The 25,144-nt window shown below is 70.7% G+C and carries 21 protein-coding genes; 8 read left to right on the top strand and 13 right to left on the bottom strand.

From position 1 onward, the window contains the following. Window positions 1-52 precede the first annotated feature (52 nt). The 4 genes from EF387_RS09715 to ctaC form a co-directional block, all read right to left on the bottom strand. Complete coding sequence (locus EF387_RS09715; protein ID WP_128376117.1) at window positions 53-1,300, bottom strand: L,D-transpeptidase; 1,248 nt, start codon at window positions 1,298-1,300, stop codon at window positions 53-55. Window positions 1,301-1,470: 170 nt separating this feature from the next. Further along, the gene (locus tag EF387_RS09720; protein WP_128376118.1) at window positions 1,471-1,869 is read right to left on the bottom strand and encodes a cytochrome c oxidase subunit 4; all 399 of its coding nucleotides are present in this window, start codon (window positions 1,867-1,869) and stop codon (window positions 1,471-1,473) included. Beyond that, a complete protein-coding gene (gene ctaD, locus EF387_RS09725; RefSeq protein ID WP_128376119.1) occupies window positions 1,866-3,596 on the bottom strand; it encodes an aa3-type cytochrome oxidase subunit I in 1,731 nt (576 codons plus the stop codon). The genes EF387_RS09720 and ctaD overlap by 4 nt, the downstream gene beginning before the upstream one ends. After that, the gene (gene ctaC / locus EF387_RS09730) at window positions 3,593-4,552 is read right to left on the bottom strand and encodes an aa3-type cytochrome oxidase subunit II (RefSeq protein ID WP_128376120.1); all 960 of its coding nucleotides are present in this window, start codon (window positions 4,550-4,552) and stop codon (window positions 3,593-3,595) included. Before ctaC ends, ctaD begins: the two co-directional genes overlap by 4 nt. A 380-nt stretch (window positions 4,553-4,932) precedes the next feature. On the opposite strand from ctaC, the gene EF387_RS09735 reads away from it, so the two are divergent. Continuing rightward, window positions 4,933-6,306 (top strand): cysteine desulfurase/sulfurtransferase TusA family protein, encoded by a 1,374-nt coding sequence (locus tag EF387_RS09735; protein ID WP_128376121.1) that lies wholly within the window; start codon window positions 4,933-4,935, stop codon window positions 6,304-6,306. A gap of 129 nt (window positions 6,307-6,435) precedes the next feature. Here the strand turns inward: EF387_RS09735 and EF387_RS09740 are convergent, their stop codons facing one another. Further along, entirely contained in the window at window positions 6,436-7,410 is a 975-nt protein-coding gene (locus tag EF387_RS09740) for a carbohydrate kinase family protein (protein ID WP_128376122.1), read from the bottom strand. A gap of 162 nt (window positions 7,411-7,572) precedes the next feature. On the opposite strand from EF387_RS09740, the gene EF387_RS09745 reads away from it, so the two are divergent. Both EF387_RS09745 and EF387_RS09750 read left to right on the top strand, forming a co-directional pair. Then, window positions 7,573-7,782 carry a hypothetical protein gene (locus EF387_RS09745; RefSeq protein WP_128376123.1) on the top strand — a complete coding sequence of 70 codons (210 nt, stop codon included), beginning with the start codon at window positions 7,573-7,575 and terminating at the stop codon, window positions 7,780-7,782. A 173-nt stretch (window positions 7,783-7,955) separates the two neighbouring features. Next, window positions 7,956-9,500: a hypothetical protein gene (locus EF387_RS09750; RefSeq protein WP_128376124.1), complete on the top strand. Its 1,545-nt coding sequence runs from the start codon at window positions 7,956-7,958 to the stop codon at window positions 9,498-9,500. 303 nt (window positions 9,501-9,803) lie between these two features. Here the strand turns inward: EF387_RS09750 and EF387_RS09755 are convergent, their stop codons facing one another. After that, window positions 9,804-10,160 carry an iron-sulfur cluster assembly accessory protein gene (locus tag EF387_RS09755; protein WP_023551351.1) on the bottom strand — a complete coding sequence of 119 codons (357 nt, stop codon included), beginning with the start codon at window positions 10,158-10,160 and terminating at the stop codon, window positions 9,804-9,806. 404 nt (window positions 10,161-10,564) lie between these two features. Between EF387_RS09755 and nadA the strand changes: the two genes are divergently transcribed. Next, entirely contained in the window at window positions 10,565-11,749 is a 1,185-nt protein-coding gene (gene nadA / locus EF387_RS09765) for a quinolinate synthase NadA (RefSeq protein ID WP_128376126.1), read from the top strand. 107 nt (window positions 11,750-11,856) lie between these two features. On the opposite strand, the gene EF387_RS09770 is transcribed toward nadA, so the two are convergent. The 5 genes from EF387_RS09770 to EF387_RS09790 all read right to left on the bottom strand — a co-directional run bounded on the left by EF387_RS09770 (window position 11,857) and on the right by EF387_RS09790 (window position 18,418). Further along, window positions 11,857-15,042, bottom strand: coding sequence for an efflux RND transporter permease subunit (locus tag EF387_RS09770; protein WP_128376127.1), 3,186 nt, complete (start codon window positions 15,040-15,042; stop codon window positions 11,857-11,859). Between the two features lie 154 nt (window positions 15,043-15,196). Next, on the bottom strand, window positions 15,197-15,877 hold the full coding sequence (locus tag EF387_RS09775; protein WP_128376128.1) for a response regulator: 681 nt from the start codon (window positions 15,875-15,877) through the stop codon (window positions 15,197-15,199). Between the two features lie 27 nt (window positions 15,878-15,904). Next, window positions 15,905-17,158, bottom strand: coding sequence for a sensor histidine kinase (locus tag EF387_RS09780; RefSeq protein ID WP_128376129.1), 1,254 nt, complete (start codon window positions 17,156-17,158; stop codon window positions 15,905-15,907). A 133-nt stretch (window positions 17,159-17,291) separates the two neighbouring features. Next, entirely contained in the window at window positions 17,292-17,570 is a 279-nt protein-coding gene (pspAA, locus tag EF387_RS09785) for a PspA-associated protein PspAA (RefSeq protein WP_128376130.1), read from the bottom strand. Window positions 17,571-17,614: 44 nt separating this feature from the next. Beyond that, the gene (locus tag EF387_RS09790; protein ID WP_128376131.1) at window positions 17,615-18,418 is read right to left on the bottom strand and encodes a PspA/IM30 family protein; all 804 of its coding nucleotides are present in this window, start codon (window positions 18,416-18,418) and stop codon (window positions 17,615-17,617) included. A gap of 322 nt (window positions 18,419-18,740) precedes the next feature. Here EF387_RS09790 and EF387_RS09795 point away from each other — a divergent pair, with 322 nt between their 5' ends. Together EF387_RS09795 and EF387_RS09800 are read left to right on the top strand one after the other, a co-directional pair. Then, window positions 18,741-19,367, top strand: a complete 627-nt coding sequence (locus EF387_RS09795) for a DUF3043 domain-containing protein (RefSeq protein ID WP_128376132.1) — start codon at window positions 18,741-18,743, stop codon at window positions 19,365-19,367. A gap of 80 nt (window positions 19,368-19,447) precedes the next feature. Continuing rightward, window positions 19,448-20,149, top strand: coding sequence for a class I SAM-dependent methyltransferase (locus EF387_RS09800; protein WP_128376148.1), 702 nt, complete (start codon window positions 19,448-19,450; stop codon window positions 20,147-20,149). Between the two features lie 182 nt (window positions 20,150-20,331). Here the strand turns inward: EF387_RS09800 and EF387_RS09805 are convergent, their stop codons facing one another. Beyond that, on the bottom strand, window positions 20,332-20,550 hold the full coding sequence (locus EF387_RS09805) for a hypothetical protein (protein WP_128376133.1): 219 nt from the start codon (window positions 20,548-20,550) through the stop codon (window positions 20,332-20,334). Between the two features lie 681 nt (window positions 20,551-21,231). Between EF387_RS09805 and EF387_RS09810 the strand changes: the two genes are divergently transcribed. Next, window positions 21,232-22,461 carry a bifunctional adenosylcobinamide kinase/adenosylcobinamide-phosphate guanylyltransferase gene (locus EF387_RS09810; RefSeq protein ID WP_128376134.1) on the top strand — a complete coding sequence of 410 codons (1,230 nt, stop codon included), beginning with the start codon at window positions 21,232-21,234 and terminating at the stop codon, window positions 22,459-22,461. A gap of 110 nt (window positions 22,462-22,571) precedes the next feature. Here the strand turns inward: EF387_RS09810 and EF387_RS09815 are convergent, their stop codons facing one another. Then, the gene (locus tag EF387_RS09815) at window positions 22,572-23,660 is read right to left on the bottom strand and encodes a class I SAM-dependent methyltransferase (RefSeq protein WP_128376135.1); all 1,089 of its coding nucleotides are present in this window, start codon (window positions 23,658-23,660) and stop codon (window positions 22,572-22,574) included. Window positions 23,661-23,880: 220 nt separating this feature from the next. Here EF387_RS09815 and cobT point away from each other — a divergent pair, with 220 nt between their 5' ends. After that, window positions 23,881-24,996, top strand: coding sequence for a nicotinate-nucleotide--dimethylbenzimidazole phosphoribosyltransferase (cobT, locus tag EF387_RS09820; protein WP_128376136.1), 1,116 nt, complete (start codon window positions 23,881-23,883; stop codon window positions 24,994-24,996). Window positions 24,997-25,144: the final 148 nt, after the last annotated feature.

A 25,144-nucleotide genomic window follows, 5' to 3' on the forward strand; every position in this document is an offset into this window, starting at 1 on the left:
CGGCGCAGCGGCATGTCGGGCGCAGCCCCCCGCCCCTTACGGGGCACCGCTCTCATACGCCCTGCGGGCGCAGGCGTGCCCGGTCCTCCGGGCGGACGGTGTCCGGGGTGCCGTTCAGGAGGGCGCTGCCGGCTCGCCAGTTCTTCCAGTCGAGGTTCCAGTCGCCGAAGCCGTTCCCGAACGGGGCCATCGTCTCGCCGTTCGAGTTGACGACCTGGACCAGGTCGCCGACGCGGATGGTGTCGTAGAACCACTGGGCATTGCTCATGCTCATGCCGGTGCAGCCGTGGCTGACGTTGGCGTTCCCCTGGGAGCCGACCGACCAGGGCGCCGCGTGAACGTACTCGCCGCTGTTGGTGACCCTGACCGCGTAGTGGACCATCAGGTCGTAGAAGTCCGCGGCGCCGATGCTGGCGCTCGTCATGCGAACGGTACCTTCCCTGGCGAGTACGACCTTGACTCCGTTGCGGGTCTCATAGCCGGGCATGCCCGTGGTGACCGGTATCTCCTTGATCACCTCACCGTTGCGGTACACCGTCATGTGGTGGGCGGCCGCGTCGGTGACGGCGATCACCCGGTCGCCCGTGGTGATCGTGAGGCTCTTGGCCTTGCCGCCCCACAGCCGTTCGGCGACCTTCACGCCCTCCAACTCGCTGCGGGCGGTGACGGTGGCGTGCGCGGGCCAGTAGTCCTTGGGGCGGTAGTGCAGGGTCTTGTCGTCCACCCAGTGCCAGGAGCCGGCCACCGAGGGCACCGACTCGACGCGCAGGGAGCGCTCGACGGCCGCGCGGGCCTTCGGGTCCTGGACGGGGACGCTGAGGGTGGCCGTGACGGGCTGGCCGACCCCGTAGGTGCCGGCCTCCGGCCCGAAGGTGACGTCGAGGCGCTTCTTCGTCGTCGGGGTGCTGGTGTCGAAGCCGAGCACCTTGCGACCGGGGGCGCCTTCGTCGTTCTGGGTGCTGACCCGCACCGTGTAGTGGGTTCCCGCGGCCAGGGGTGAGGTGCTGTGCCAGCGGGTGCCGTCGGCGGAGAGTTTGCCCGCCACCTGCCGGCCCGCCGCGTCGGTGGCCGTCACATCGGTGAGGCTGCCGTCCGAGCCCTTGACGGTGATCTCCAGGGGTTTGTCGGGGTCGGCCTCGCCACTGCCCTTGGGTCCGTTGAAGGAGATCTGGTCCGTGGCGTCGAACGGCTTCGCGGAGAGCGAGTGGCCATCGGACGTGCACGCCGCGGCGGCGGCGCCCAGGGCGCCGGCCAGCAGACCGCAGCCGATGACCTTGCGTATGCGCGGTATGTGGCTCATGGCTTCACGCTAGGAACGCTCCCCCGCGGCGGCGCGGTGGGTGGGCCGGGCGGGGGAAGCGGGCGTGGCAAACGGGGGAGCCCGGACCTCCTGGTGGAGTGTCCGGGCTCCCGGGCGCGTGCGGCGTGTTACCGGACGCGCGGTGCGTCACCGGGTGGTGCCGCGGGGTGTCACTGGGTGCGGTTCTCTCCGTGGTAGTACTCGAAGACCCAGCCCCACAGACCGACCAGGATGATCGGCAGCGAGAAGTACAGCAGCCACCAGCCGAAGATGACGCCCATGAAGGCGAACGCGCCGCCGATACCGAGGGCGAGCGGCTGCCAGCTGTGCGGGCTGAAGAACCCGAGCTCACCGGCGTCGTCCGCGACGTCGGCCTCCTTGTTGTCCTGGGCGCCCACGTCGACCCGCCTGGCCGTGAAGGCCAGGTAGTAGCCGATCATGATGCACAGGCCGAAGGCCAGGAACAGCGCGGTGGTACCGGCCGGCTCCTTCGACCACACGCCGTAGACGATCGCCATGACGAGGACGAAGACGCTCAGCCAGATGAACATCCTGCCTTGGATCTTCACTTGCCGGCCTCCTTGCTGCCCGCGAGGGCACTGGCACCGTGATCGCCGTGACCGAGCTGGTCGAGCGCGGCGATCTCCGGGTGGTGCAGGTCGAACGCCGGCGATTCACTGCGGATGCGCGGCAGGGTGAGGAAGTTGTGCCGCGGCGGCGGGCAGGAGGTCGCCCACTCCAGCGAACGGCCGTAGCCCCACGGGTCGTCGACCTCGACCTTCTTGCCGTACTTGGCGGTCTTCCAGACGTTGTAGAGGAACGGCAGGATCGACAGGCCGAGCAGGAACGAGGAGATCGTCGAGATGGTGTTGAGCGCGGTGAAGCCGTCGGCCGCGAGGTAGTCCGCGTACCGGCGCGGCATGCCCTCGGCGCCCAGCCAGTGCTGGACGAGGAAGGTGCCGTGGAAGCCGATGAACAGCGTCCAGAAGGTGATCTTGCCGAGCCGCTCGTCGAGCATCTTGCCCGTCATCTTCGGCCACCAGAAGTGGAAGCCGGAGAACATCGCGAACACCACGGTGCCGAAGACGACGTAGTGGAAGTGCGCCACCACGAAGTACGAGTCCGAGATGTGGAAGTCCATCGGGGGCGAGGCCAGGATGACACCGGTCAGACCACCGAAGGTGAAGGTGATCAGGAAGCCGGTGGCCCAGAGCATCGGTGTCTCGAAGGACAGCGAGCCCTTCCACATCGTTCCGATCCAGTTGAAGAACTTCACGCCGGTCGGTACGGCGATGAGGAACGTCATGAAGGAGAAGAACGGCAGCAGCACACCGCCGGTGACGTACATGTGGTGCGCCCACACGGTCACGGACAGACCGGCGATCGCGATGGTGGCGGCGATCAGGCCCATGTAACCGAACATCGGCTTGCGGCTGAAGACCGGGATGACCTCGGAGATGATCCCGAAGAACGGCAGCGCGATGATGTACACCTCTGGGTGGCCGAAGAACCAGAAGAGGTGTTGCCACAGCAGCGCGCCACCGTTGGTGGCGTCGAAGATGTGGGCACCGAACTTACGGTCGGCCTCCAGCGCGAACAGCGCGGCCGCGAGGACCGGGAACGCGAGCAGGACCAGCACACCGGTCAGCAGCACGTTCCACACGAAGATCGGCATGCGGAACATGGTCATGCCCGGAGCGCGCATGCAGATGATCGTGGTGATGAAGTTGACCGAGCCGAGGATCGTGCCGAAGCCGGAGAAGGCCAGACCCATGATCCACATGTCGGCGCCGATGCCCGGCGAGCGGACCGCGTCCGACAGCGGGCTGTAGGCGAACCAGCCGAAGTCGGCCGCGCCCTGCGGGGTGAGGAAGCCGGCCACCGCGATGAGCGAGCCGAACAGGTAGAGCCAGTAGGCGAACATGTTCAGCCGCGGGAACGCCACGTCGGGCGCGCCGATCTGCAGCGGCATGATCCAGTTGGCGAAGCCGGCGAACAGCGGCGTCGCGAACATCAGCAGCATGATCGTGCCGTGCATCGTGAACGCCTGGTTGAACTGCTCGTTCGACATGATCTGCAGACCGGGCCGGGCGAGCTCGGCACGCATGAACAGCGCCATGACGCCGCCGATCACGAAGAACGCGAACGACGTGACCAGATAGAGCGTGCCGATCGTCTTGTGGTCGGTGGTGGTGAGCCACTTGACCACGACGTTGCCGGGCTGCTTGCGCCGGACGGGGATCTCGTTCTCGTACGAGTCCTCGGCGGCACCCTGAGGTTCGTTGAGGATGCTCACAGGATGTTCGTCTCCCGGTTCTTCTCGTGCTCCGTCTGCTCAATGCCGGCCGGGATGTAACCGGTCTGCCCCTTCTCCGCGAGCTCCTGGAGGTGCTGCCGGTAGCGCTCGGGAGAGACGACCTTGACGTTGAAGAGCATGCGGGAGTGGTCGACGCCGCAGAGTTCGGCGCACTTGCCGAGGAAGGTGCCCTCCTTGCTGGGGGTCACCTCGAAGGCGTTGGTGTGGCCCGGGATGACGTCCATCTTCATCAGGAACGGCACCACCCAGAAGGAGTGGATGACGTCACGCGAGGTGAGGACGAAGCGGACCTTCTCGCCCTTGGGGAGCCAGAGGGTCGGACCCGGGTTGTTCGTCTGGGGGTTCCGCGTGCCGGGCGTGCCGACGTCGTAGACACCGCCGGCGTTCGCCGGGAAGTCTTCCTTGAACTTGTTCGGAATGGCGTCCAAGTTCTCGTCGGTCTTGGCGTCACCGGTGGAACCGTCGACGTTCTCGACGTAGTTGAAGCCCCAACTCCACTGGAAGCCGACCACGTTGACGGTGTGGGCCGGCTTGTCGGACAGGTTCAGGAGCTTCGACTCGTCGCGGGCGGTGAAGTAGAAGAGCACCGAGACGATGATCAGCGGGACCACGGTGTACAGCGCCTCGATGGGCATGTTGTACCGGGTCTGTGGGGGGACTTCGACCTTGGTGCGGCTGCGCCGGTGGAACATTGCGCTCCACAGGATCAAGCCCCACACCAGCACGCCGACGGCGAGCGCGGCCGCCCACGACCCCTGCCACAGGGAGAGGATCCGAGGAGCCTCCTCCGTGGTCGGGGTGGGCATACCAAGGCGGGGGAAGTCCTTGTATGTGCAACCGGTGGCGGTCGCCAGGACCAGGCCCGCGGTCAGTGCCTGCAGCAGCTTCCGCCGCATCGGGCGCCGCGGCGAGCGGTCGGAGCCGTTGGGACTCACGTAGCGCCTTCCCGAGAGTCTCGCCCGCGCTGCTGGCTGCGGCCTTCTCGCTGGTCGGTCGCCGCCCTGCGACGGGCAGGGGTTTGGATGTTTATGCGGACCAAACCCTACTGGACGCCATTCGGGGCCACGCGGGGAGGGTGCCCAACGCGCCGCCCCCGCTCCGAAGGATGCCCGAAGGAGTGGAATCCCCCAGTCGGAGGGTAGTTTGACGGACTTTCCGGACAATTCCTTACTTTTCCGATCCGAGGTGGGCGTCCGGGTCGGCCGGGACACGGTCTTTCGCCCCCGCGGCCCTGCCCGTCCCCGCCCGTCCCCGTGGGGACACCTCGCCCGCACCGAAGGGGCGGGCGAACCCGGCGGGGAGTTAGCGTGGCGGCGTGGCCTACTTCGACGCGGCTTCCGCCGCCCCACTGCATCCCGTAGCCCGGCAGGCCCTCCTGGCCTCCCTGGACGAGGGATGGGCCGACCCCGCCCGTCTCTACCGGGAGGGCCGGCGGGCCAGGCTGCTGCTGGACGCCGCGCGGGAAGCGGTCGCCGAGGCCGTCGGATGCCGCACGGACGAACTGGTCTTCACCTCCTCCGGGACGAGCGCGGTGCACGCCGGGATCGCCGGCGCCCTGGCCGGCCGCCGCCGGGTGGGACGCCACCTGATCGTGTCCGCGGTCGAACACTCTTCGGTCCTGCACTCCGCCGAGGCCTACGCGGAAGAGGTCACCGAGGTCCCGGTGGACCGCTCGGGCGCCGCGGCCGCCGACTCGTACGCCGATGCCCTGCGCCCCGACACCGCGCTCGCCTGCCTCCAGTCGGCCAACCACGAGGTGGGTACCGTGCAACCCGTGGAGGCCGTGGCCGACGTGTGCCGTGGAGCGGGGGTCCCGCTCCTGGTGGACGCGGCGCAGTCACTCGCGTGGGGTCCCGTGGACGGCGACTGGTCGCTCCTCACCGGAAGCGCGCACAAATGGGGCGGCCCGGCCGGCGTGGGTCTGCTCGTCGTTCGCAAGGGCGTGCGGTTCGCGCCCCAAGGCCCCGTCGACGAACGGGAGTCGGGGCGGGCCACCGGCTTCGAGAACGTCCCGGCGATCGTCGCGGCGGCGGCCGGTCTGCGGGCCGTGCGGGCCGAGGCCGCCGCGGAGGCGGCCCGGTTGCGCGAGCTGACGGACCGGATCCGCACCCGGGTACCGGCACTCGTACCGGACGTGGAGGTGGTCGGCGACCCGGTGCGCCGGCTCCCCGGCATCGTCACCTTCTCCTGCCTGTACGTGGACGGCGAGAGCCTTCTGCACGAACTGGACCGCGCAGGTTTCTCCGTCTCGTCCGGCTCCTCCTGCACGAGCAGCACCCTCGTACCCAGCCATGTGCTGCGCGCGATGGGCGTGCTGAGTGAGGGAAACGTCCGGGTGTCGCTCCCGCCGGGAATCCCCGCCGAGGACGTGGACCGCTTCCTCACGGTCCTCCCCCCGGCGGTCTCCGCGGTCCGCGAGAAGCTCGGCGCCCCGCCGGAGTCCCTCGCGACCCCCGCCGCCACCGACACCCTCACCGTCGACTCCCTCGGCAGGCGCTGCCCGATCCCGGTCATCGAACTGGCGAAGGTGATCGGCGACGTCCCGGTCGGCGGCACGGTCCGCGTCCTCGCCGACGACGAGGCCGCCCGGCTGGACATCCCGGCGTGGTGCGAGATGCGGGGGCAGGAGTACGTCGGGGAGGAGGCGGCGGAGCGGGGGGCGGTGTATGTGGTGCGGCGTCGGTCGTAGGTTCCCTCGGCCTCAGGCGTCGCCGAGGTGCGCGGCCGGGCCGGTTCCCGGGCCGCGTGCGGACCGGCGGAACGGCGTCGACAGTCGCAGACCGTTCGGACCCACGGGACGGGTGGGCGCGCCCGGGCCTCAGCCCAGGTGCGCCCGCACCTCCTCCGCCGCCTCATCGCCGTAGGCCTTGGTGAACCGGTCCATGAAGTGGGCCCGGCGCAGCTGGTACTCCTGGGTGCCCAGCGTCTCGATCACCAGGGTGGCGAGCATGCAGCCGACCTGTGCCGCCCGCTCCAGCGAGACCCCCCAGGCGAGCCCGGAGAGGAAGCCCGCGCGGAAGGCGTCGCCGACGCCGGTCGGGTCCACCTTGGCCGTCTCGTCCGGGACCCCGACCTCGATCGGGTCCTCTCCGACCCGCTCGATGCGCACCCCGCGCGATCCGAGCGTGGTGACCCGGGTTCCCACCCGGGACAGGATCTCCGCGTCGTCCCAGCCGGTCTTGGACTCGATGAGCCCCTTCTCGTACTCGTTGGAGAAGAGGTAGGTCGCCCCGTCCAGCAGTATCCGGATCTCGTCCCCGCTCATGCGCGCGATCTGCTGGGAGAAGTCCGCGGCGAACGGGATACCGCGCGAGCGGCACTCCTCGGTGTGGCGGAGCATCGCCTCCGGGTCGTCCGCGCCGATGAGCACCAGGTCGAGCCCGCCCACCCGGTCGGCCACCGACTTCAGCTCGATGAGCCGGGCCTCGCTCATGGCGCCCGTGTAGAAGGAGCCGATCTGGTTGTGGTCGGCGTCGGTGGTGACGACGAAGCGGGCGGTGTGCAGCACCTCGGAGATGCGTACGGAGTCGCAGTCGACGCCGTGCCGCTCCAGCCAGGCCCGGTACTCGTCGAAGTCGGAGCCCGCGGCACCGACCAGGACCGGGGACGAGCCGAGCTGGCCCATGCCGAAGGCGATGTTCGCTCCCACGCCGCCCCTGCGCACGTCGAGCTTGTCGACGAGGAAGGAGAGGGAGACCGTGTGCAACTGATCCGCGACCAGCTGGTCGGCGAAACGGCCGGGGAAGGTCATGAGGTGATCGGTGGCGATGGAGCCGGTGACTGCGATACGCACGGCTAGGACACGCTCCTGCGAGGGGAGAGGATGGACAGTCCACGCTATCGGTAGCCATGCTCACGATGAAGCGCCGAACTGGTTCGCATGCACGCTGAAGCAGGAAAAACTACCCGATAGTAGGGCTATTTTCGGGGACCCTGCGGTGCTTACGGTGCGTACATGACGAACTTCAAGATCCACGGCTCCGCCCCGCTCGGCCCGGAGGAGGACCTGGCGTCACTGCGCGGCGACTGCGCCCGGATGGTTCCGCACTGGGCCGCGCCCGACCGGCTCGCCCCCCGCCCGGTCTCCCCGTCCCTGATCCACGGGGTGACCGTACCGCCGGCCTCGGCGCGGATGCTGGACGCCATGTCCGAGTACGGGGACTGAGCGGGGCCGGCGGCCGGGCGGGCCGGTCGGGGCGGCCCGCAGGGAACCGTGCGCTCCCCCGCTGCGTCCCATCGCTGTCCCCCCTTGAGGGGATGCGGCATACGACCCCACTGCCCCGATCGTCCGTGGGGCCGGGGCTCACGGGACAGCGGTTCGGGCTAAGGAGCGATGCGGTGGACACCGAGCGACCCGAGAAGGACGAGGCGGCGACGCCTCCACGGCGGCGTTCCCCGTTGATCGTCGCCTCGGTCGCGGCGGCGGTGCTGGTCGTCGGCGGTGGTGGGGCCTACTTCGCCACCACGGCGTCCAGCGGCGGCAGCGGTTCCGGTGCCCCGTCCGCCGACCGCACCCCACCCCCGCTCCCCCTCGAGGGCTACGGCTCGGATACGCAGGGCACGGGTTCGGACGGCTCGAACGGCATCGCCGTCGGCGAGCCCGACCCCAACGGCACGGTCTACCGCGCCGACGGCCCGCTCCCCGAGGGACCCGACGCGGCGCCGGTGTACCGGGCCCAGGGAGAGGTCACCCGGGCCGAGGTCGCCCGGCTGGCGAAGGCGCTGGGGGTCACGGGCACACCGCGGGCGACGGACGGGGCATGGCGGGTCGGGGCCGCCGAGGACGGTTCCGGCCCGGCCCTGACGGTGTCCCGGAAGGCGCCCGGCACCTGGACCTTCTCCCGGTACGCGCCCGGTGAGGTGCCCTGCGAGAGCACCACGGTGTGCTCGCAGAGGACAGCCCCCGGCGAAGACGGGGCGATCGGCGAGGCGGCGGCGAAGAAGGCCGCGGCGCCCCTTCTGAAGGCACTCGGGCAGGACGACGCCAAGCTGGACGCAAAGCAGCTGATGGGTGCGATCCGCGTGGTGAACGCCGATCCGCTCATCGGCGACCTGCCCACCTTCGGCTGGACGACGGGCATCCAGGTGGCGAAGAACGGCCAGGTGATCGGCGGCAGCGGCGAACTGAAGGCGCCGGTGCAGGGGGACTCGTACCCCGTGATCAACGCCAGGGAGACCCTGGAGCTGCTGAACCGGCCCGGCGGTGGCGCGGGCGGGCCGGTGGGCATCGGAGGCTGCGCCAGTCCGGTTCCGCTGAAGGAGCGGGACGAGCCGTCGTGCACGGCGCCTACGGCGGAGCCCAAGAAGACGACGGTGGCGGTCGAAGGAGCCACCTTCGGGCTCGCGGTGCACATGGTGGACGGCCGCCGGACGCTGGTGCCGTCGTGGCTGTTCGAGGTGACGCCGGCCGGGGCGAAGGAGAGCGTCACCGTGACGCACGCGGCGGTGGACCCGGCGTTCGTCACCTCGCCGTCGGACCCGGGACAGCCCGGGGAGCCCGGCACCTCACCGACACCGGCTCCCACGCCCACCCCGACCCCGCGGCCGGGCGGGCCCTCCGGTGAACCCGAGGGAACGCCGCGGGACGTCCAGGTGGAGGCATACCGCGTCGACGACAAGGACGGCAAGAAGCTGACCGTGCGCTACACCGCCGGCGTGTGCAGTGAGTACACGGCGTCGGTAAGCGAGTCCGCGGACGAGGTGACCGTGAAGGTGACCGAGAGGCCATGGAAAGAGAACCAGGTCTGCATCATGATCGCCAAGATTTCCTACGCGAAGCTGACGCTGGACAAGCCGCTCGGTGACCGCAAGGTGGTCGGCACGGACGGCAAGCCGGTGCCGAGCGAGAAGACCCTGCCGAAGGTACCCAGCGGGCCGCAGTAGCGGGTGAGTCTCAGTGGTGGGCGCGCCTCCGTAGCGGGTGGGCCCCGGTGGCGGGCGGGCATCAGTGGGGAGCGGGTCCTGGGAGCGGGCGGGCCTCTGAAGCGAGAGCGGCCGGCAGCGACCGCGGCCTGGCAGTGACAGCAGCGACCAGCAGCCACCACGTACGGCCCGCTGGGCCGTACGTGTGAGTGTCACCGCACGAAGGTCGTGGTCATGGAGACGGCGAAGGCGGCGACTCCCGTCGGAGGGAGTCGCCGCCTTCGCGCTGTTCACACCTGTGAGGTGCGTGGTGTACGCCCGGGCTCAGCTGAAGGAGTCGCCGCAGGCGCAGGACCCCGTCGCGTTCGGGTTGTCGATGGTGAAGCCCTGCTTCTCGATGGTGTCGACGAAGTCGACGGTGGCGCCGCCCAGGTACGGAGCGCTCATCCGGTCGGTGACGACCTTGACCCCGCCGAAGTCCTTCTCCACGTCGCCGTCGAGGGAGCGCTCGTCGAAGAAGAGCTGGTAGCGCAGGCCGGAGCAGCCGCCGGGCTGAACGGCGACGCGCAGCGCCAGGTCGTCACGGCCTTCCTGGTCGAGCAGGGCCTTGACCTTGGCCGCGGCGGCGTCGGTCAGGATGATGCCGTCGGTGACGGTGGTGGTCTCGTCCGATACGGACATCTACATCTCTCCCGGGTTGTACGGAGACTGCTTGCCGACGGTTGCAACCGGCTCAGCCACGGATTCATTCCGGGCCGCGCATGTCTTTCGTCTCTCCACTTCATGCTCGCACATGCCCGGCGGACAGAACACGGACCTGTGGACGACGTCACGAGTGCCTGGCGAAGGCAGGGCCGCGTGGGTTTCGAGGCGTATGGGCCGGAACGCCCGAGCTGCACCGGGTTCGCATGGGTGCACCGGGGTCGCGCCGGGCCGCATCGGGATTCACGTCACACAGACGTTATGGGCATCGTCAAACTGACGTGAAGCGGTTATGATAGATAGCGTCAATTCGACGAAAAGGCTTTGTTCCGCTTGATCCATCCCGATCGAAGCGAGCCGCGGAAGAAGAAAGGGTGCGTGTCGTGACCACCGCCCAGACCCAGGATCTCGACGTCCAGCCGTCGCCCCTCGCCCTGCTGCTGCTCGGCCGTGAGGCCGACCCGAGGAGCGAGCGCGGTGTCGAGTGTCCCGGAGACCTGCCCTCGCCGTCCGACCCGGACCTGGTGGAGCGCGCCCGCACGGCCAAGGAGAAGCTCGGGGACAAGGTCTTCGTGCTCGGCCACCACTACCAGCGCGACGAGGTCATCCAGTTCGCCGACGTGACCGGTGACTCGTTCAAACTGGCCCGGGAGGCTGCGGCGCGGCCCGAGGCCGAGTACATCGTCTTCTGCGGTGTGCACTTCATGGCGGAGTCGGCCGACATCCTGACCTCGGACGACCAGAAGGTGGTCCTGCCCGACCTCGCCGCAGGCTGCTCGATGGCCGACATGGCGACGGCCGAGCAGGTCGCCGAGTGCTGGGACGTGCTGACCGAGGCCGGGATCGCCGACCAGGTCGTGCCCGTCTCATACATGAACTCGTCCGCCGACATCAAGGCGTTCACGGGCAAGCACGGCGGCACGATCTGCACCTCGTCCAACGCCAAGCGGGCCCTGGACTGGGCCTTCGAGCAGGGCGAGAAGGTCCTCTTCCTGCCCGACCAGCACCTCGGGCGCAACACCGCCGTGCGGGACATGGGCATGTCCCTGGAGGACTGCGTCGTCTACAACCCGCACAAGCCGAACGGCGGGCTGACGGCCGACGAGCTGCGCGCCGCGAAGATGATCCTGTGGCGCGGCCACTGCTCGGTGCACGGCCGCTTCAGCCTGGATTCGGTGAACGACGTGCGCGAGCGCATCCCCGGCGTCAACGTCCTCGTCCACCCCGAGTGCAAGCACGAGGTCGTGGCCGCGGCGGACTACGTCGGCTCGACCGAGTACATCATCAAGGCCCTGGAGGCGGCGCCGGCGGGCTCCAAGTGGGCGATCGGCACGGAGCTGAACCTGGTCCGCCGCCTGGCGAACCGTTTCGCCCCGGAGGGCAAGGAGATCGTCTTTCTCGACAAGACGGTCTGCTTCTGCTCCACGATGAACCGCATCGACCTCCCCCACCTGGTGTGGGCCCTGGAGTCCCTGGCCGAGGGCAACCTGGTGAACCGCATCGAGGTCGACAAGGAGACGGAGGCGTTCGCCAAGCTGGCGCTGGAGCGGATGCTGGCGCTGCCGTAGCCGGTGCCGTTGCCTTGCCGTCGCCGTCCGCGACACCGGCCGGACCGGCGGTCAGGCACGCCTGAGGGGGTGCCCCACCCTGCGGTGGGGCACCCCCTCCTCAGCTCCTAGACGTGCGCCGGCTCCGGGTCCGGATCCGGGTCCCCCGCGTCCGTGGACTCCGCCGGGGTGCCCGCCTTACCGGCCCGCTTCGCCTCGCGCTTCTTCGCCCGGCGCTCCTTGCGGAGCTCCAGCATCGCGTACAGCGTCGGCACGAGCAGCAGCGTCAGCAGGGTGGACGTGACCAGACCGCCGATCACGACCACCGCCAGGGGCTGGGCGATGAAGCCGCCCTCGCCGGTGATCCCCATGGCCATGGGAAGCAGGGCGAAGATCGTCGCCAGGGCCGTCATCAGGATGGGGCGCAGACGATGGCGGCCGCCCTCGACCACGGCCTCCACGACCCCGTGGCCCTGTGCCCGGTACTGGTTGATCAGGTCGATCAGCACGATCGCGTTCGTCACCACGATGCCGATCAGCATCAGCATGCCGATCATCGCGGGGACGCCCATCGGGGTGCCCGTGATGACCAGCAGACCGATCGCGCCCGTCGCGGCGAAGGGGATCGAGACCAGCAGGATCAGCGGCTGGACCAGCGAGCGGAACGTCGCGACCAGCAGCATGAAGACGATCGCGATCGCCGCCAGCATCGCCAGGCCCAGGTTGGCGAACGCCTCGTCCTGGTCCTGGGAGACACCGCCGATCTCGGCGGTGACGCCCTCGGGCAGCTTCAGGGCGTCCAGCCTGGCCGTCAGGTCGGTGCTCACCGCGCCCGTGTTGTCACCCGTCGGCTTCGCCGTGATGGTGGCCGCGCGCTGGCCGTCGATGCGGGTCATCGACACCGGGCCGTCCACCAGCTTCACGTCCGCGATGTCGCTCAGCTTCACCGCGCCGAGCCGCAGGTCCCTCAGCTCCTCCAGAGTCGCCGCCGGCTTCTCCGACCTGATCACGACATCCCGCTCGGTGTCGTCCAGGATCGCCTTGCCGCTCGTGGTGCCACGAACCGCCTGGGTGACGGCGGCGCCGAGCGTGGCGTCGTTGAAACCGGCCTCGGCGGCGCGGGAGTTGGCCTTCACCGAGATGCGCGGGACGCTCTGCGCCAGGTCGCTGGTGACGTCCGTGACGTCGTCAAGCTTCGCGACCTCGTCGCGCACCTCCTCCGCCGCCTCCCGCAGCACCTGCGCGTCCGCGGCCTTCACCACCACGCTCAGGTCCTGGCTGCCGAAGCCGTCGCCGGCCGCGACGGTGGTCGTACCGACCCCGGAGAGCTTGCCGAGCCCGTCCTCGATGCGCTTCTGCACCGCCTCGTACGACGCCGAGTCCGCGAGCCTGACCTGGTACGAGGCCTGGTTGGTGTCCGTGCCGCCGCCGAAGGCCGCCATGAAGCCGGAGGATCCGACGGTGACCTGGTAGTCCTCCACGCCGTCGACGCCGTCGAGCATCTGCTCGACCTTCCGCGCCGCGGCGTCGGTCGCGGCCAGGCTGGTGCCGGGCTTCAACTCCTGCTTGACAGTGAGGACTTCCTGCTCGCCCTGGTCGAAGAAGTTGGTCTTCAGCAGGGGCGTCATACCGAACGTACCGAGCAGGACGACGACCGCGATCGCCACGCTCGTCAGCCGGCGGCGGGTGGCGAAGCGCAGGACGGGGACGTAGAGGCGCGTCAGTCGGCTGCGGGCCTCCTTCTCCTCGGCCTTGCGCCGAGCGTCGTCGGGGTCGATGCCCCGCACGTCCTTCGGGGCGCGCAGGAACCAGTACGACAGCACCGGCACGACCGTCAGCGAGACGAGGAGCGAGGCCAGCAGGGCCGCGGTCACCGTGAGCGAGAACGGTCCGAACAGTTCGCCGACCATGCCGCCGGTCAGACCGATGGGCAGGAAGACCGCGACCGTGGTGAGGGTCGAGGACGTGACCGCGCCGGACACCTCCCGCACCGCGCCGATGATCGCCTCCCGGCGCTCCTCGCCGTAGCCGAGGTGTCGCTTGATGTTCTCCAGCACCACGATCGAGTCGTCGACGACCCGGCCGATGGCGATGGTCAGGGCGCCCAGGGTGAGGATGTTGAGGGATTCGCCGCGGGTCCACAGCACGATCAGCGCGAGGACCACCGACAGCGGGATGGAGACAGCGGTGACCAGGGTCGAGCGGATCGAGGCCAGGAAGACCAGGATCACGAGGACCGCGAAGAGCAGGCCGAGCGCGCCCTCCGTCGTCAGTCCCTTGATGGACTTGGAGACGGCCGGGCCCTGGTCGCTGACGACGGTGAGGGTGGCTCCCGAGCCCAAGGCCTCGCGCAGTCCCGGAAGTTTGTCCTCGACGGCCTCGGAGACCGCGACCGCGCTGCCGTCGTGGTCCATGGTGACGGCCACCGCGAGGCTGGGCTTGCCGTTGGTGCGGGTGACGGAATCCGCGCGGGCGGGCCCCTCCTTGACGACGGCGAGATCACCGAGGCGCACCGGCTTCGCGGAGGTGCCCCCTCCGGAGCCGGCGCCGTCGCCGGTTCCCGCGCCGGAAGCGGTGCCGGTGATCATCAGGTCCTGGATCTGCTTCAGCGAGGTGAAGCCGCCGCCGACCTGGACGGTGCGGTTCGCGCCGTCCTCGTCGAAGGAACCGGCCGGGACGGTCGCGCCGCCCGCCTGCAGGGCCTGGCCGAGCGCGGCCGTCGTGACACCCGCCCTCGCCATCTTCTCGTCGTCCGGCGTGACGGTGACCTGCAGGTCCCGGACGCCGTCGACGGTGACCTGGCCGACCCCGTCGATGCCCTCGAGGGCGGGGACGACCGTGCGGTCGAGCTGGTCGGCGAGGGCCTGCTGGTCCTTGTCGGAGGTGACGGCGAGGACCACGGTCGGGATGTCGTCCGTCGAACCGGCGACCACCTGCGGGTCCACATCGTCCGGGAGCATCACCCGGGCTCGGTTCACGGCCTGCTGGACATCGGCGACGAGCTGCTTGGTGTCATTGCCGTAGTCGAAGGACGCCATGATCACGGCATTGCCCTCGCTGGCCGTGGAGGTGACGCCCGAGATGCCGTCGACCGCCTCGAGGCTGTCCTCGATCGGTTCGACGACCTGCTTCTCCACCACATCCGGCGAGGCACCCTGGTAGGGGGCCAGGACGGACACCACGGGCAGTTCGATGGTGGGCAGCAGTTGCTGTTTGAGCTGTGGGATCGCGATCGCTCCGAAGGCGAGCGCGACGATCGACATCAGCCCTATCAGGGCCCGTTGCGCGAGGCTGAATCTCGACAGCCAGGACATGGGTCAGGGTCTCTCTTCCGTGACGAGCGCGGCAGGAGAGGCACAGATGAGCACCCCCTGTTACACCTTGAGCCATGCTTCAGGGGCAACCCGTAGCTCCCAGGTCCATTTCCTCATGGGGTCGCTACTGCATGCGGAGTACGCGGTCGCGCGGTCACTCCACCCTTGGACGTACCAGCCCCGACTCGTAGGCGATGACGACGAGTTGCGCCCGGTCGCGCGCGCCGAGCTTGGCCATGGCCCGGTTGACGTGGGTCTTCACGGTCAGCGGGCTGACCTCCAGCCGTTCGGCGATCTCGTCGTTGGAGTGGCCGCCGGCCACCTGGACCAGCACCTCGCGCTCCCGCACGGTCAGCGCCCGCAGCCGCTCGGCGTGCACCGGGTCCGGGCCGTCCGATCCGTCGCCCTGCGCGAGGAACTTGGCGATCAGCCCTTTGGTGGCCGCGGGCGACAACAGTGCCTCGCCGCCCGCCGCGACCCGGATCGCGGTCAGCAGTTCCTCCGGCTCGGACCCCTTGCCGAGGAAGCCCGAGGCGCCGGCGCGCAGCGACTGCACCACGTACTCGTCGACCTCGAACGTCGTCAGCATGACCACCCGCACATGGGAGAGGCCCGGGTCGGCGCTGATCAGCCGGGTTGCGGCGAGCCCGTCGGTGCCGGGCATACGGATGTCCATCAGCACCACGTCGGCGCGCTCGTCACGCGCCAGCCGCACCGCCTCCGCACCGTCGGACGCCTCCCCGACGACCTCCATGTCCGGCTCGGAGTCGACCAGCACCCGGAACGCGCTGCGCAGCAGCGCCTGGTCGTCGGCGAGCAGGACGCGGATGGTCATAGGGTCTCCCCCGTCACAGGATCTCGGTCATCCGGCCTTGCCCGTGGCGGGCGAGGCGGTCTTGACCGGCAGGATCGCATGGACCCGGAAACCGCCGCCGTAACGGGGTCCGGCGGTGCAACTGCCACCGAGCGCGGTGACGCGTTCCCGCATGCCGAGCAGCCCGTGCCCGCCACCCTCCCGGGACGGGCCGTCCGGTTCCGCGGTGCCGGGCCCGGGCCCGCTGTCGAGGACCGTGATCTCCACATTCGGTCCCACGCGGACGACACTGACCTCGGCCTTCGCCTCCTCGCCCGCGTGCTTCTGCACATTGGTCAACGCCTCCTGGATGACGCGGTACGCGGCCAGGTCGACGGCGGCGGGCAGGGTGGTGCCGTGGTCGGCACGGGCCACCTCGACGGGCAGACCCGCGTTGCGGAAGGTGCCGACGAGCTCCTCGAGGCGGTCCAGACCCGGGGCGGGTTCGGTGGGTGCCTCGGGATCGCCGGACTGCCGGAGCAGGCCGACGGTGGCGCGCAGTTCGTTCAGGGCCGAGCGGCTGGCCTCCCGTACGTGGGCGAGCGCCTCCTTGGCCTGGTCCGGTCGCTTGTCCATGACGTGGGCCGCGACTCCGGCCTGCACATTGACCAGGGCGATGTGGTGGGCGACGACGTCGTGCAGATCGCGGGCGATCCTGAGGCGCTCCTCGGCGACCCGGCGCCGGGCCTCCTCCTCACGGGTGCGTTCGGCCCGCTCGGCCCGTTCCTTGATGGCCTGCACGAAGTCCCGTCTGCTGCGTACGGCGTCGCCCGCCGCCGCGGCCATCCCCGTCCACGCGAAGAGACCGAGGTTCTCCTGGTCGTACCAGGGCAGGGCGCCGCCGCCGAGACTGCCGAGCATGGCGGCGCCGGTCAGCACACTCATGGTGAGCAGACCGACGCGCACGGTGGTGGGGCGGTCGGTGTGGGCGGCGACGGTGTAGAGGGCGACGACCACGGACATCGCGACGGGAGCGCGCGGGTCGCCGGTGACCAGCTCCACGAGTGAGACCACGGCGGTGAACGCCAGGACCGGCATGGGGGCGCGACGGCGGAAGACCAGCGCCACGGCGCCGAGTGCCATCAGCGTCAGGCTGAGGGCGTCCGGGGTACGGGCGCCCCATGTCGTCCGGCCGTGCGGGCCGCCCTGGCGGTCGGCGAAGGACAGGACGACCATGGCGGTCAGCACCATCGCCGCCAGGACGGCGTCCCCCACCATGGGGTGGGCATGCAGCCACTGCCTGGCGCGCCGGAGGGTGTTCACTCCGCTTACGGTACGGGGCGCTCGCGCGTGGCGGAACTCGCGCTACCGGGTGCGCGGGCTGCGCGTCGAAGGCGGCCCCGGTGAGGGCGGGGCCGACGGCGGTGGCGGCGCCGACCCACGGGAGCGGTCCCGCTCAGCCGGGGATCAGCCCGTCATCGCTCAGCATCTCCCTTACTTCCTCAAGGGTCGCCTCGGGAGAGGGGAGGATCAGCGCGGAGGGCTCCAGGGAGTCGTCCGGCAAGGGCTCGCCCAGTTCGTGGACCTTGGCCAGAAGTGCCTGGAGAGTACGGCGGAAGCCGGGGCCGTCGCCGTTCTCCATCTCGGCCAGTAGTTCGTCGTCCAGCTTGTTCAGCTCGGTGAGGTGGCTGTCCGCCAGAATCACCTGTCCCTCCCCCATGACCCTTACGATCATGTCGCCCTCCTCGGCGTGGGCCCGGCTGCCTGCTCCTGCGGGGACTACTGCTTGTCGAAGCGCGGAGTGTCCTGCGGCTGCTGAGCGGTCGACTGGCCCGACTGACCGGTGCCGCCCTCGATGGCCTGCTGCTGCGCGGACGAACCACCGGCCAGCTCAGCCTTCATGCGCTGCAGTTCCAGCTCCACATCAGTACCACCGGAGAGCCGGTCCAGCTCGGCCTGGATGTCGTCCTTGGCCATGCCGGAGGGGTCGTCGAGGGCGCCGGAGGCGAGCAGTTCGTCGATGGCGCCGGCCCGGGCCTGGAGCTGGGCGGTCTTGTCCTCGGCGCGCTGGATCGCGAGGCCGACGTCGCCCATCTCCTCGGAGATACCGGAGAACGCCTCGCCGATACGGGTCTGCGCCTGGGCCGCGGTGTACGTCGCCTTGATGGTCTCCTTCTTCGTACGGAAGGCGTCCACCTTGGCCTGGAGTCGCTGGGCCGCGAGGGTGAGCTTCTCCTCCTCGCCCTGGAGGGTCTGGTGCTGGGTCTCCAGGTCCGTCACCTGCTGCTGGAGCGCGGCCCGGCGCGAGAGCGCCTCGCGCGCCAGGTCCTCGCGCCCGAGCGCGAGCGCCTTGCGCCCCTGGTCCTCCAGCTTCGACGACTGCGACTGGAGCTGGTTGAGCTGCAGTTCGAGGCGCTTGCGGCTGGTCGCCACGTCGGCGACGCCGCGGCGCACCTTCTGCAGCAGCTCAAGCTGCTTCTGGTACGAGTAATCGAGGGTTTCGCGCGGGTCCTCGGCCCGGTCAAGGGCCTTGTTCGCCTTCGCGCGGAAGATCATCCCCATACGCTTCATGACACCGCTCATGGGCTTCGCGCGCCCCCTTCTGACGGACTCCAGCTCACAGGTCTGCGACAGAACCCACAGTACGGGCCCTGCATCCATTACCGCACTGTTCGGGGACGGATGTGCTCATCCCCGAGGACGACTGCGTACGGCACTGCTCCGGCGTAGGGAGTAGGTGTCTCCCAGGGTCGCCCCCAGGGTCTCCCCGAGGTTGAGTACGGGGTGACTCCCGGAATGGCTCACCCTCCCCCTGAGTCGTGCGCCGCCGTCTTCCCTTTCAGGCCACTCTGTCCCCTTACAGACGACTGGTGTTGCCGGATCGTTCCCCGCAGGACTGGGGTCCATGCCCCCGCACCCCGTACCCTTGGGTTTTGTGTTCCGTAGCCGTGCCAAGGAAGAGAAGGCACCCGCCGACAAGGCGCAGGTGACCGACTCGCAGCAGCCCCGTGACCCGCAGGCCCCCAAGGGCCGCCCCACGCCGAAGCGCAGTGAGGCCCAGGCCCAGCGCCGAAGCGTCGCCAACACGCCGACGACGCGCAAGGAGGCCGCCAAGCGGCAGCGCGACGACCGCCGCGCCCAGCTGGAGCGGCAACGGCAGGCGCTGGCCGGGGGTGACGAGCGCTATCTGCCGGTCCGTGACAAGGGCCCGGTGCGCAAGCTCGCGCGCGACTTCGTGGACTCGCGGTTCTGCATCGCGGAGTTCTTCCTGCCGATGGCGGTGGTCATCCTCGTCCTGAGCATGGTCCGCGTGCCGGCGCTGCAGAACGCGGCACTGCTGCTGTGGCTCTTCGTGATCGTGCTGATCGTGGTCGACTCCTTCGGCATCGCGTTCCGGCTGAAGAAGCAGCTGAAGGAGCGCTACCCGGACGAGCCGAAGAAGGGCGCGGTCGCGTACGCCCTGATGCGTTCGCTCCAGATGCGGCGGCTGCGGCTGCCCAAGCCTCAGGTCAAGCGCGGGGAGCGGCCCTGAGCACGGCTTCTTTCGCGGGGGGCGCGGAGGCCTGGCTGAGCAAGCTGGGCGGACTGCGTGACGTGGTACGGCAGGAACTGGTGGCCCGGCAGCTCGACGAGCAGATAGTCGGCCGGTATCCCGTGGGTCAGCGGCTGCGGGTGCTCGATGTGGGCATGGGCCAGGGCACCCAGGCGCTGCGGCTGGCACGGGCCGGGCACAAGGTCACCGGGCTGGAACAGGACCCGAAGATGCTCGCCGCGGCGCGGGAGGCGCTGGCGGCGGAGCCCGAAGGGATCCGGGAGCGCGTCCGTCTCATCGAGGGCGACGGCCAGGACACCGGCGTGCACTTCCTTCCGGGCAGCTTCGACGTGGTGCTGTGTCACGGGGTGCTGATGTACGTGGAGGAGCCGGACCCGCTCCTGGCGGGGCTGGCCCGAATGCTCGCCCCCGGCGGACTGCTCTCCCTCCTGGTACGCAACGGGGACGCGCTGGCCCTTCGGCCGGGGCTGCAGGCGGACTGGACCACGGCTCTCGCCGCCTTCGACACGGTGGCGTACACCAACCGGCTCGGACTCAAAGTCCGCGCGGACCGCCTGGCCGCGCTCACGGCCACGCTGGCCGGAATCGGGGCACCCCTGCACAACTGGTACGGGGTGCGGGTCTTCACGGACACGGCGGCGGACGATGCCCCGGTCCCCCAGGACCTGGACGCGCTCCTGGCGGTGGAGGAACGGGCCGGAAAGACGGATCCCTACCGGGGAGTGGCGGCGTTGCTGCACCTGTGCGGGGTGCGGGGCTAGGGCAGGGCTAGGGCCCTTCTGATGGGTCTCCGTGGGAGAAGGAGCGGCGTTCGGTGCGTGCTCTGGGGGTACCCCCTGCTCGAAGAGCTTGGGGGAGCGTGCCGGGCGTCGCGAAGCCGCGGAGATCCATCAGAAGGGCCCTAGGGGTTGCCGGGGCCGGGCCCCGGCAACCGTGCGGGCGGTCAGGCCCGCTGGTCCTCCGCGTGGAGGCTCATCGGGCCGTAGATCTCCGTGGTGTCCTCGAAGAGCCGCACCTGGTCGACGCCTCCGTCGAGGAGTGCCTTCCAGTGTTCGCCGATCCAGGACTCGGCGTCACCCTGCGTGGTGAATTCCTCCGGCTGCACCGCGGGCTGGACCTCCCTCCCGTCGGCCGTCTCGAACCGCCACGTCCATGCCACCATGTACGCCTCCAAGATGTTGGCTAGAGCCGGACAAGATCAGACTCCGTCCGAAGCCTATGGCCTGCCGCCACTTTGCCGCCTGCCCCGCGTCACCTGACCTCCAACCTCGGAGTCCGACAGAGGGCGCTGTGTCCCCGGCCCTCTTATCGTCACGAAGGGCCGCGCCCCAAACCTCTCATCGGCTTCAAGCACGCCACACCCCGCACCCCGCAAACCCGCATCGGCCGTCGCGCACCCCCACGACCCGCAGCCACGAACCAGCGGAAGGGGAGGTGCCGGACTCTCCGCCCGCAGCGGCGGGCGCTCGGGTCACTCGTACTCCTCCGTGCAACACGAAACGCTCCCCCAAGCTCTCGACTTCTCCCCCACTCTCGGCTGCGCTCGAGCGGGGGGACCCCATGAGCAGGGGGCACCCCCATGACCGAGGACGGAGAGTCCGGCGCGGCCCCGGTCCCCGCCCCGGCAGCAGGCGCAACGGCGCCCTCGGCTCGTACTCCTCCATGCAACACGAAACGGCCGGACCGAGGACGGAGAGTCCGGCGTGGCCCCGGCCCACCAACCAGCGAGCGCAACGGCGTCGGGTCACTCGTACCCCTCCGTGCAACACCCACGAACCGGCAGGCGCAACGCCGTCGGCCCCCAGCAAGACGCCCACACCCCGGGAGCGGGAAAATCGGAAACGTGGAAGTGACTCTGCTCGGTACCGGTGGCCCGGAGGGGCTGCCCAGGCCCGACTGCCCCTGCGCGGCCTGCGCGGCCTCGTTGAACGGCGACGCCCGCGCAGCGACCGCGCTGCTGGTGGACGGAGCCGTCCTGATCGACCTCACACCGGGAGCCGCGTTCGCCGCCGCCCGGGCGGGGCACTCGCTGGCCGGTGTGCGGCAAGTACTGCTGTCGCATCCGCACGACGGACCACCCCTGGAGGTCCCCGCCGGGCTGCCGCAGCCGGGCCGAGTGCCGGACGGGCGGGAGCTGGCGTTGCTGACGGGCCACCGGGTGCGTGCGATACCGATGGACGCACCCGGCACCGGGTACGCAGTGACCGGACCGGACGGCCAACGCCTCCTGTACCTCCCACCCGGCGCCGCCCCCGCGGGCATCGCCCCGGGTGCGGGACACCCGGGCCCGCTGGGACACCCGGGCGCGTACGACATGGTCCTCGCCGATGTCGTCCACCGCCCCGACGCCCTCGCCAGACTGCGCGCGGCCGGAGCCGTCGGGGCGACGACGGACGTGGTCGCGGTGCATCTCGACCACGACGTGTTCCCGGGCACGGAACTGCGCCGCCGCCTCGCCGCCGCGGGCGCCCGGGCGGTGCCGGACGGCGCGACCCTGATCGTCGGCGTGTACCAGGACGTACCCGACGTACCGCGCCGGACCCTGGTGCTCGGCGGCGCGCGCTCGGGGAAGTCGGCGGAGGCCGAACGGCGGCTGGAGGCCTTCCCGGACGTGCTGTACGTGGCGACGGGCGGGTCCCGGGGCGGGGACACGGAATGGGCGGCCCGGGTTCAGGCCCACCGGGACCGCAGGCCCGGTTCCTGGCGCACGGCCGAGACGTGCGACCTCGTGCCCCTCCTCGACGACGAGGACGGCCCGCCGCTGCTCATCGACTGCCTGTCGCTGTGGCTGACCGACACGATGGACACCGTGAACGCCTGGGACGACGCGGAGTGGGCGAGCGGCGGCGAGAGCGCGCTGCACAAGCGGGTGGAGGAGCTCACCGCGGCCGTGCGCGGCACCCGGCGGACCGTCGTCGCGGTCTCCAACGAGGTCGGTTCGGGGATCGTCCCGGCGACCGCGTCCGGGCGCCGCTACCGGGACGAACTCGGGCGCCTGAACGCGGCGTTCGCGGCGGAGTGCGAGCATGTGCTGCTGGTGGTGGCGGGCCGGCCACTACGGCTGCGCGGCTGAACCGCGGCAGCCCCCGCACCGCGAACCGACGAGCCCCGCACCGCGAACCAGGGAGCCCCGCACCCCGCGAACTCAACAGCGCCACACCCGCGCGAACTTGGCCGGCCCACTCACCACGTCCGCCGAGCGATGATCCGGTACGCGTTGGAGAAGCGGGTGCGCCGGGTGACCGGGGCGAGGAGTTGGTCCAGCGCGGACGCGGAAGCCACCAGCGGCGAGCTGGCACGCAACAGCGCCGAGCGCAGACCGCGCTGAAGCCCGGTCGCGGGCTCGGGGTGCCAGGGCGCGTCGGGGGCCGGCAGATGGTGGCCGATGGCGAGCGCGAGTGCGCCGGCGAGGTCGGTGGGGACGTGCGGCTCACGGCGGTCGGTGGCGACGATCACGTATCCGAGGGACTCCAGCTCGCCGAGGAGGTTCCGCAGCGGCATCAGATGCAGGTGCTGGGGCTGGAAGTAGGACACCCACCACCGGCCGAGCAGGCTGCTGAACGCGCAGTCGGGGTCCGGGACCTCGATCAAGAGGTGCCCGCCGCGCCGCAGCACGGTCGTGGAGGCGCGCAGTTCCTCGCGCGGATCGGCGCTGTGCTCCAGGTGGTGGAGCATGCTCACCACGTCGTAGCGGCCCTTCAGCCGCTCGGCGAGGTCGGTGAGCCGGCCGTGGTGGGCCTCCTCGATGCGCCCGGCGGTCCGCGCCTTGTGGACGCGGGCGCTGTCATCGAGTCCGTCGAAGGACGTGTACGGGTGCAGTTCCTTGGCGACGGCCGGGAAGTGGCCGTGCCCGGTGCCGACGTCGAGCCAGCTCTCCGCCTCGGGGAAGCGGAGCATGGCGCGGGCGCCGGCCAGATGGCGCTTGCGGGAGCCGCGGGTGCCGAGGATCCGCTCGGCGGCGCCGGCGGGGAACCAGTCGCCGAGCTCGTCGTGGAAGTCGCGGTAGTAGAAGTCCAGCCCTTCGCGGCTGAGGCGGGGGTTCTGGAAGGCGTGCGCGCAGTCGTGGCACTCCTCGACGACGAAGGTGCCGGGCCTGCGCTGGAGCAGGTCCGTCGTCCGCAGCCGGGTGCGCAGCCGCTCCGAGCCGCACCAGGGGCAGTCGGGGCGGCGCGGCTCGTGGAATCGGTCGATGCCCTGGGCCAGTTCACTGAGGTACGCGGAGCGCCGCGCGGCGCTGTCCTTCGGGGTGGGGGCGGGGGCTGCGGGGGCCATGGCGGTGCTCCTGGGGTACGTCCGCGTGCGAGGCGACCTCGTACGACAATTCGCAACAAAACGTGTGGAAAGAGATGCCCGCCGGGTGGCGCAATGACGCCGTCGGGCGGGGGATTCACCCGAGGCGTGGGCCGACTGCGCGAGGACGGTCGACGGATGTTGGCCGCCTGTTGGCGACCGTCATCTGCCGGGGCGGATCCCTGCCGGTACTGTTCGGCGAATGAGCTCGCTTAATCTCGACGACTTCACCGATCTGATCGAGCGCCCGGACGGCGGGGTCCGCCGCGACGCGGAGGCGCGCCGGGAGCGTCAGGTCGTACCGCCCGGGGCGCTGGGGCGCCTGGACGAACTGGGCGAGTGGCTGGCGGCGGCGCAGGGCGCCGTGCCGGTGCGGCCGGTGGAACGGCCGCGGGTGGTGCTGTTCGCGGGCGATCACGGGATCGCCGAACTGGGCGTCTCCGCACGGCCCGCGGGCAGTGCCCGGGAGCTGGTGCGGGCGGTGCTGGAGGGCGGCAGCGCGGTCTCCGTGCTCGCGCGGCGGCTCGGGGTGCCGGTCCGGGTGGTCGACATGGCACTGGACTGCGAGCCGGAGGCGCTCCCGGCGGAGGTCGGGGGCCACCGGGTGCGGCGCGGCTCGGGGCGGATCGACGTGGCGGACGCGCTGAGCATCGAGGAGGCCGAGGCGGCCTTCCGCGCCGGGGTCGCCGTCGCCGACGAGGAGGCCGACGCCGGGACGGATCTGGTGGTGCTCGGGGACATCAGCGTCGGCGGGACGACACCGGCGGCCGTGCTGGTCGCCGCGCTGTGCGGCACCGACGCCTCAGTGGTCACCGGGCGCGGCGGACGGGCCATCGACGACCTGGCGTGGATGCGCAAGTGCGCCGCGATCCGCGACGCACTGCGCCGGGCCCGGCCCGTGCTCGGCGACCAGTTGCAGCTGCTGGCCACGGTGGGCGGGGCCGATCTGGCGGCGATGACCGGGTTCCTGCTGCAGTGCGCGGTGCGCAAGACGCCGGTGATCCTCGACGGGGTCGTCGCCGCGGCGTGTGCGCTGGTGGGGCAGCGGATCGCGTTCCGGGCACCGGACTGGTGGCTGGCCGGGCACGCGAGCGGGGAGCCCGCTCAGGCCAAGGCGCTGGACCGGATGGCGATCGAGCCACTCGTCGACCAGGGGGTGAAGGTGGGCGAGGGCCTGGGCGGGCTGCTGGCCCTGCCCCTGGTGCAGGCGGCGGCCTCGCTCGCGGCGGAGCTTCCGGAGGTCGCCGAGGTCAAGCCGGAGGAGGCCGAGAAGGACGAGGACGAAGCGTTCGTCGAGGGCGCGGGCGAGCGGGAGTAACCCCGAGGACTCGGGGACCGGTGGGAACCCCCGAAAGCGGGTCGGGGCCGCGCCGGGTTCTCCCCTCCCCTCCTCTCCTCGGACTGGCGCGTTCCAAAGGCGCCGGGGCCCAGGCCGTTGCGGCTGCCGGTCGTGGGGCCTCGGCCTC

Source organism: Streptomyces cavernae (assembly GCF_004023625.1).
In the GTDB taxonomy this organism is placed as follows: domain Bacteria; phylum Actinomycetota; class Actinomycetes; order Streptomycetales; family Streptomycetaceae; genus Streptomyces; species Streptomyces cavernae.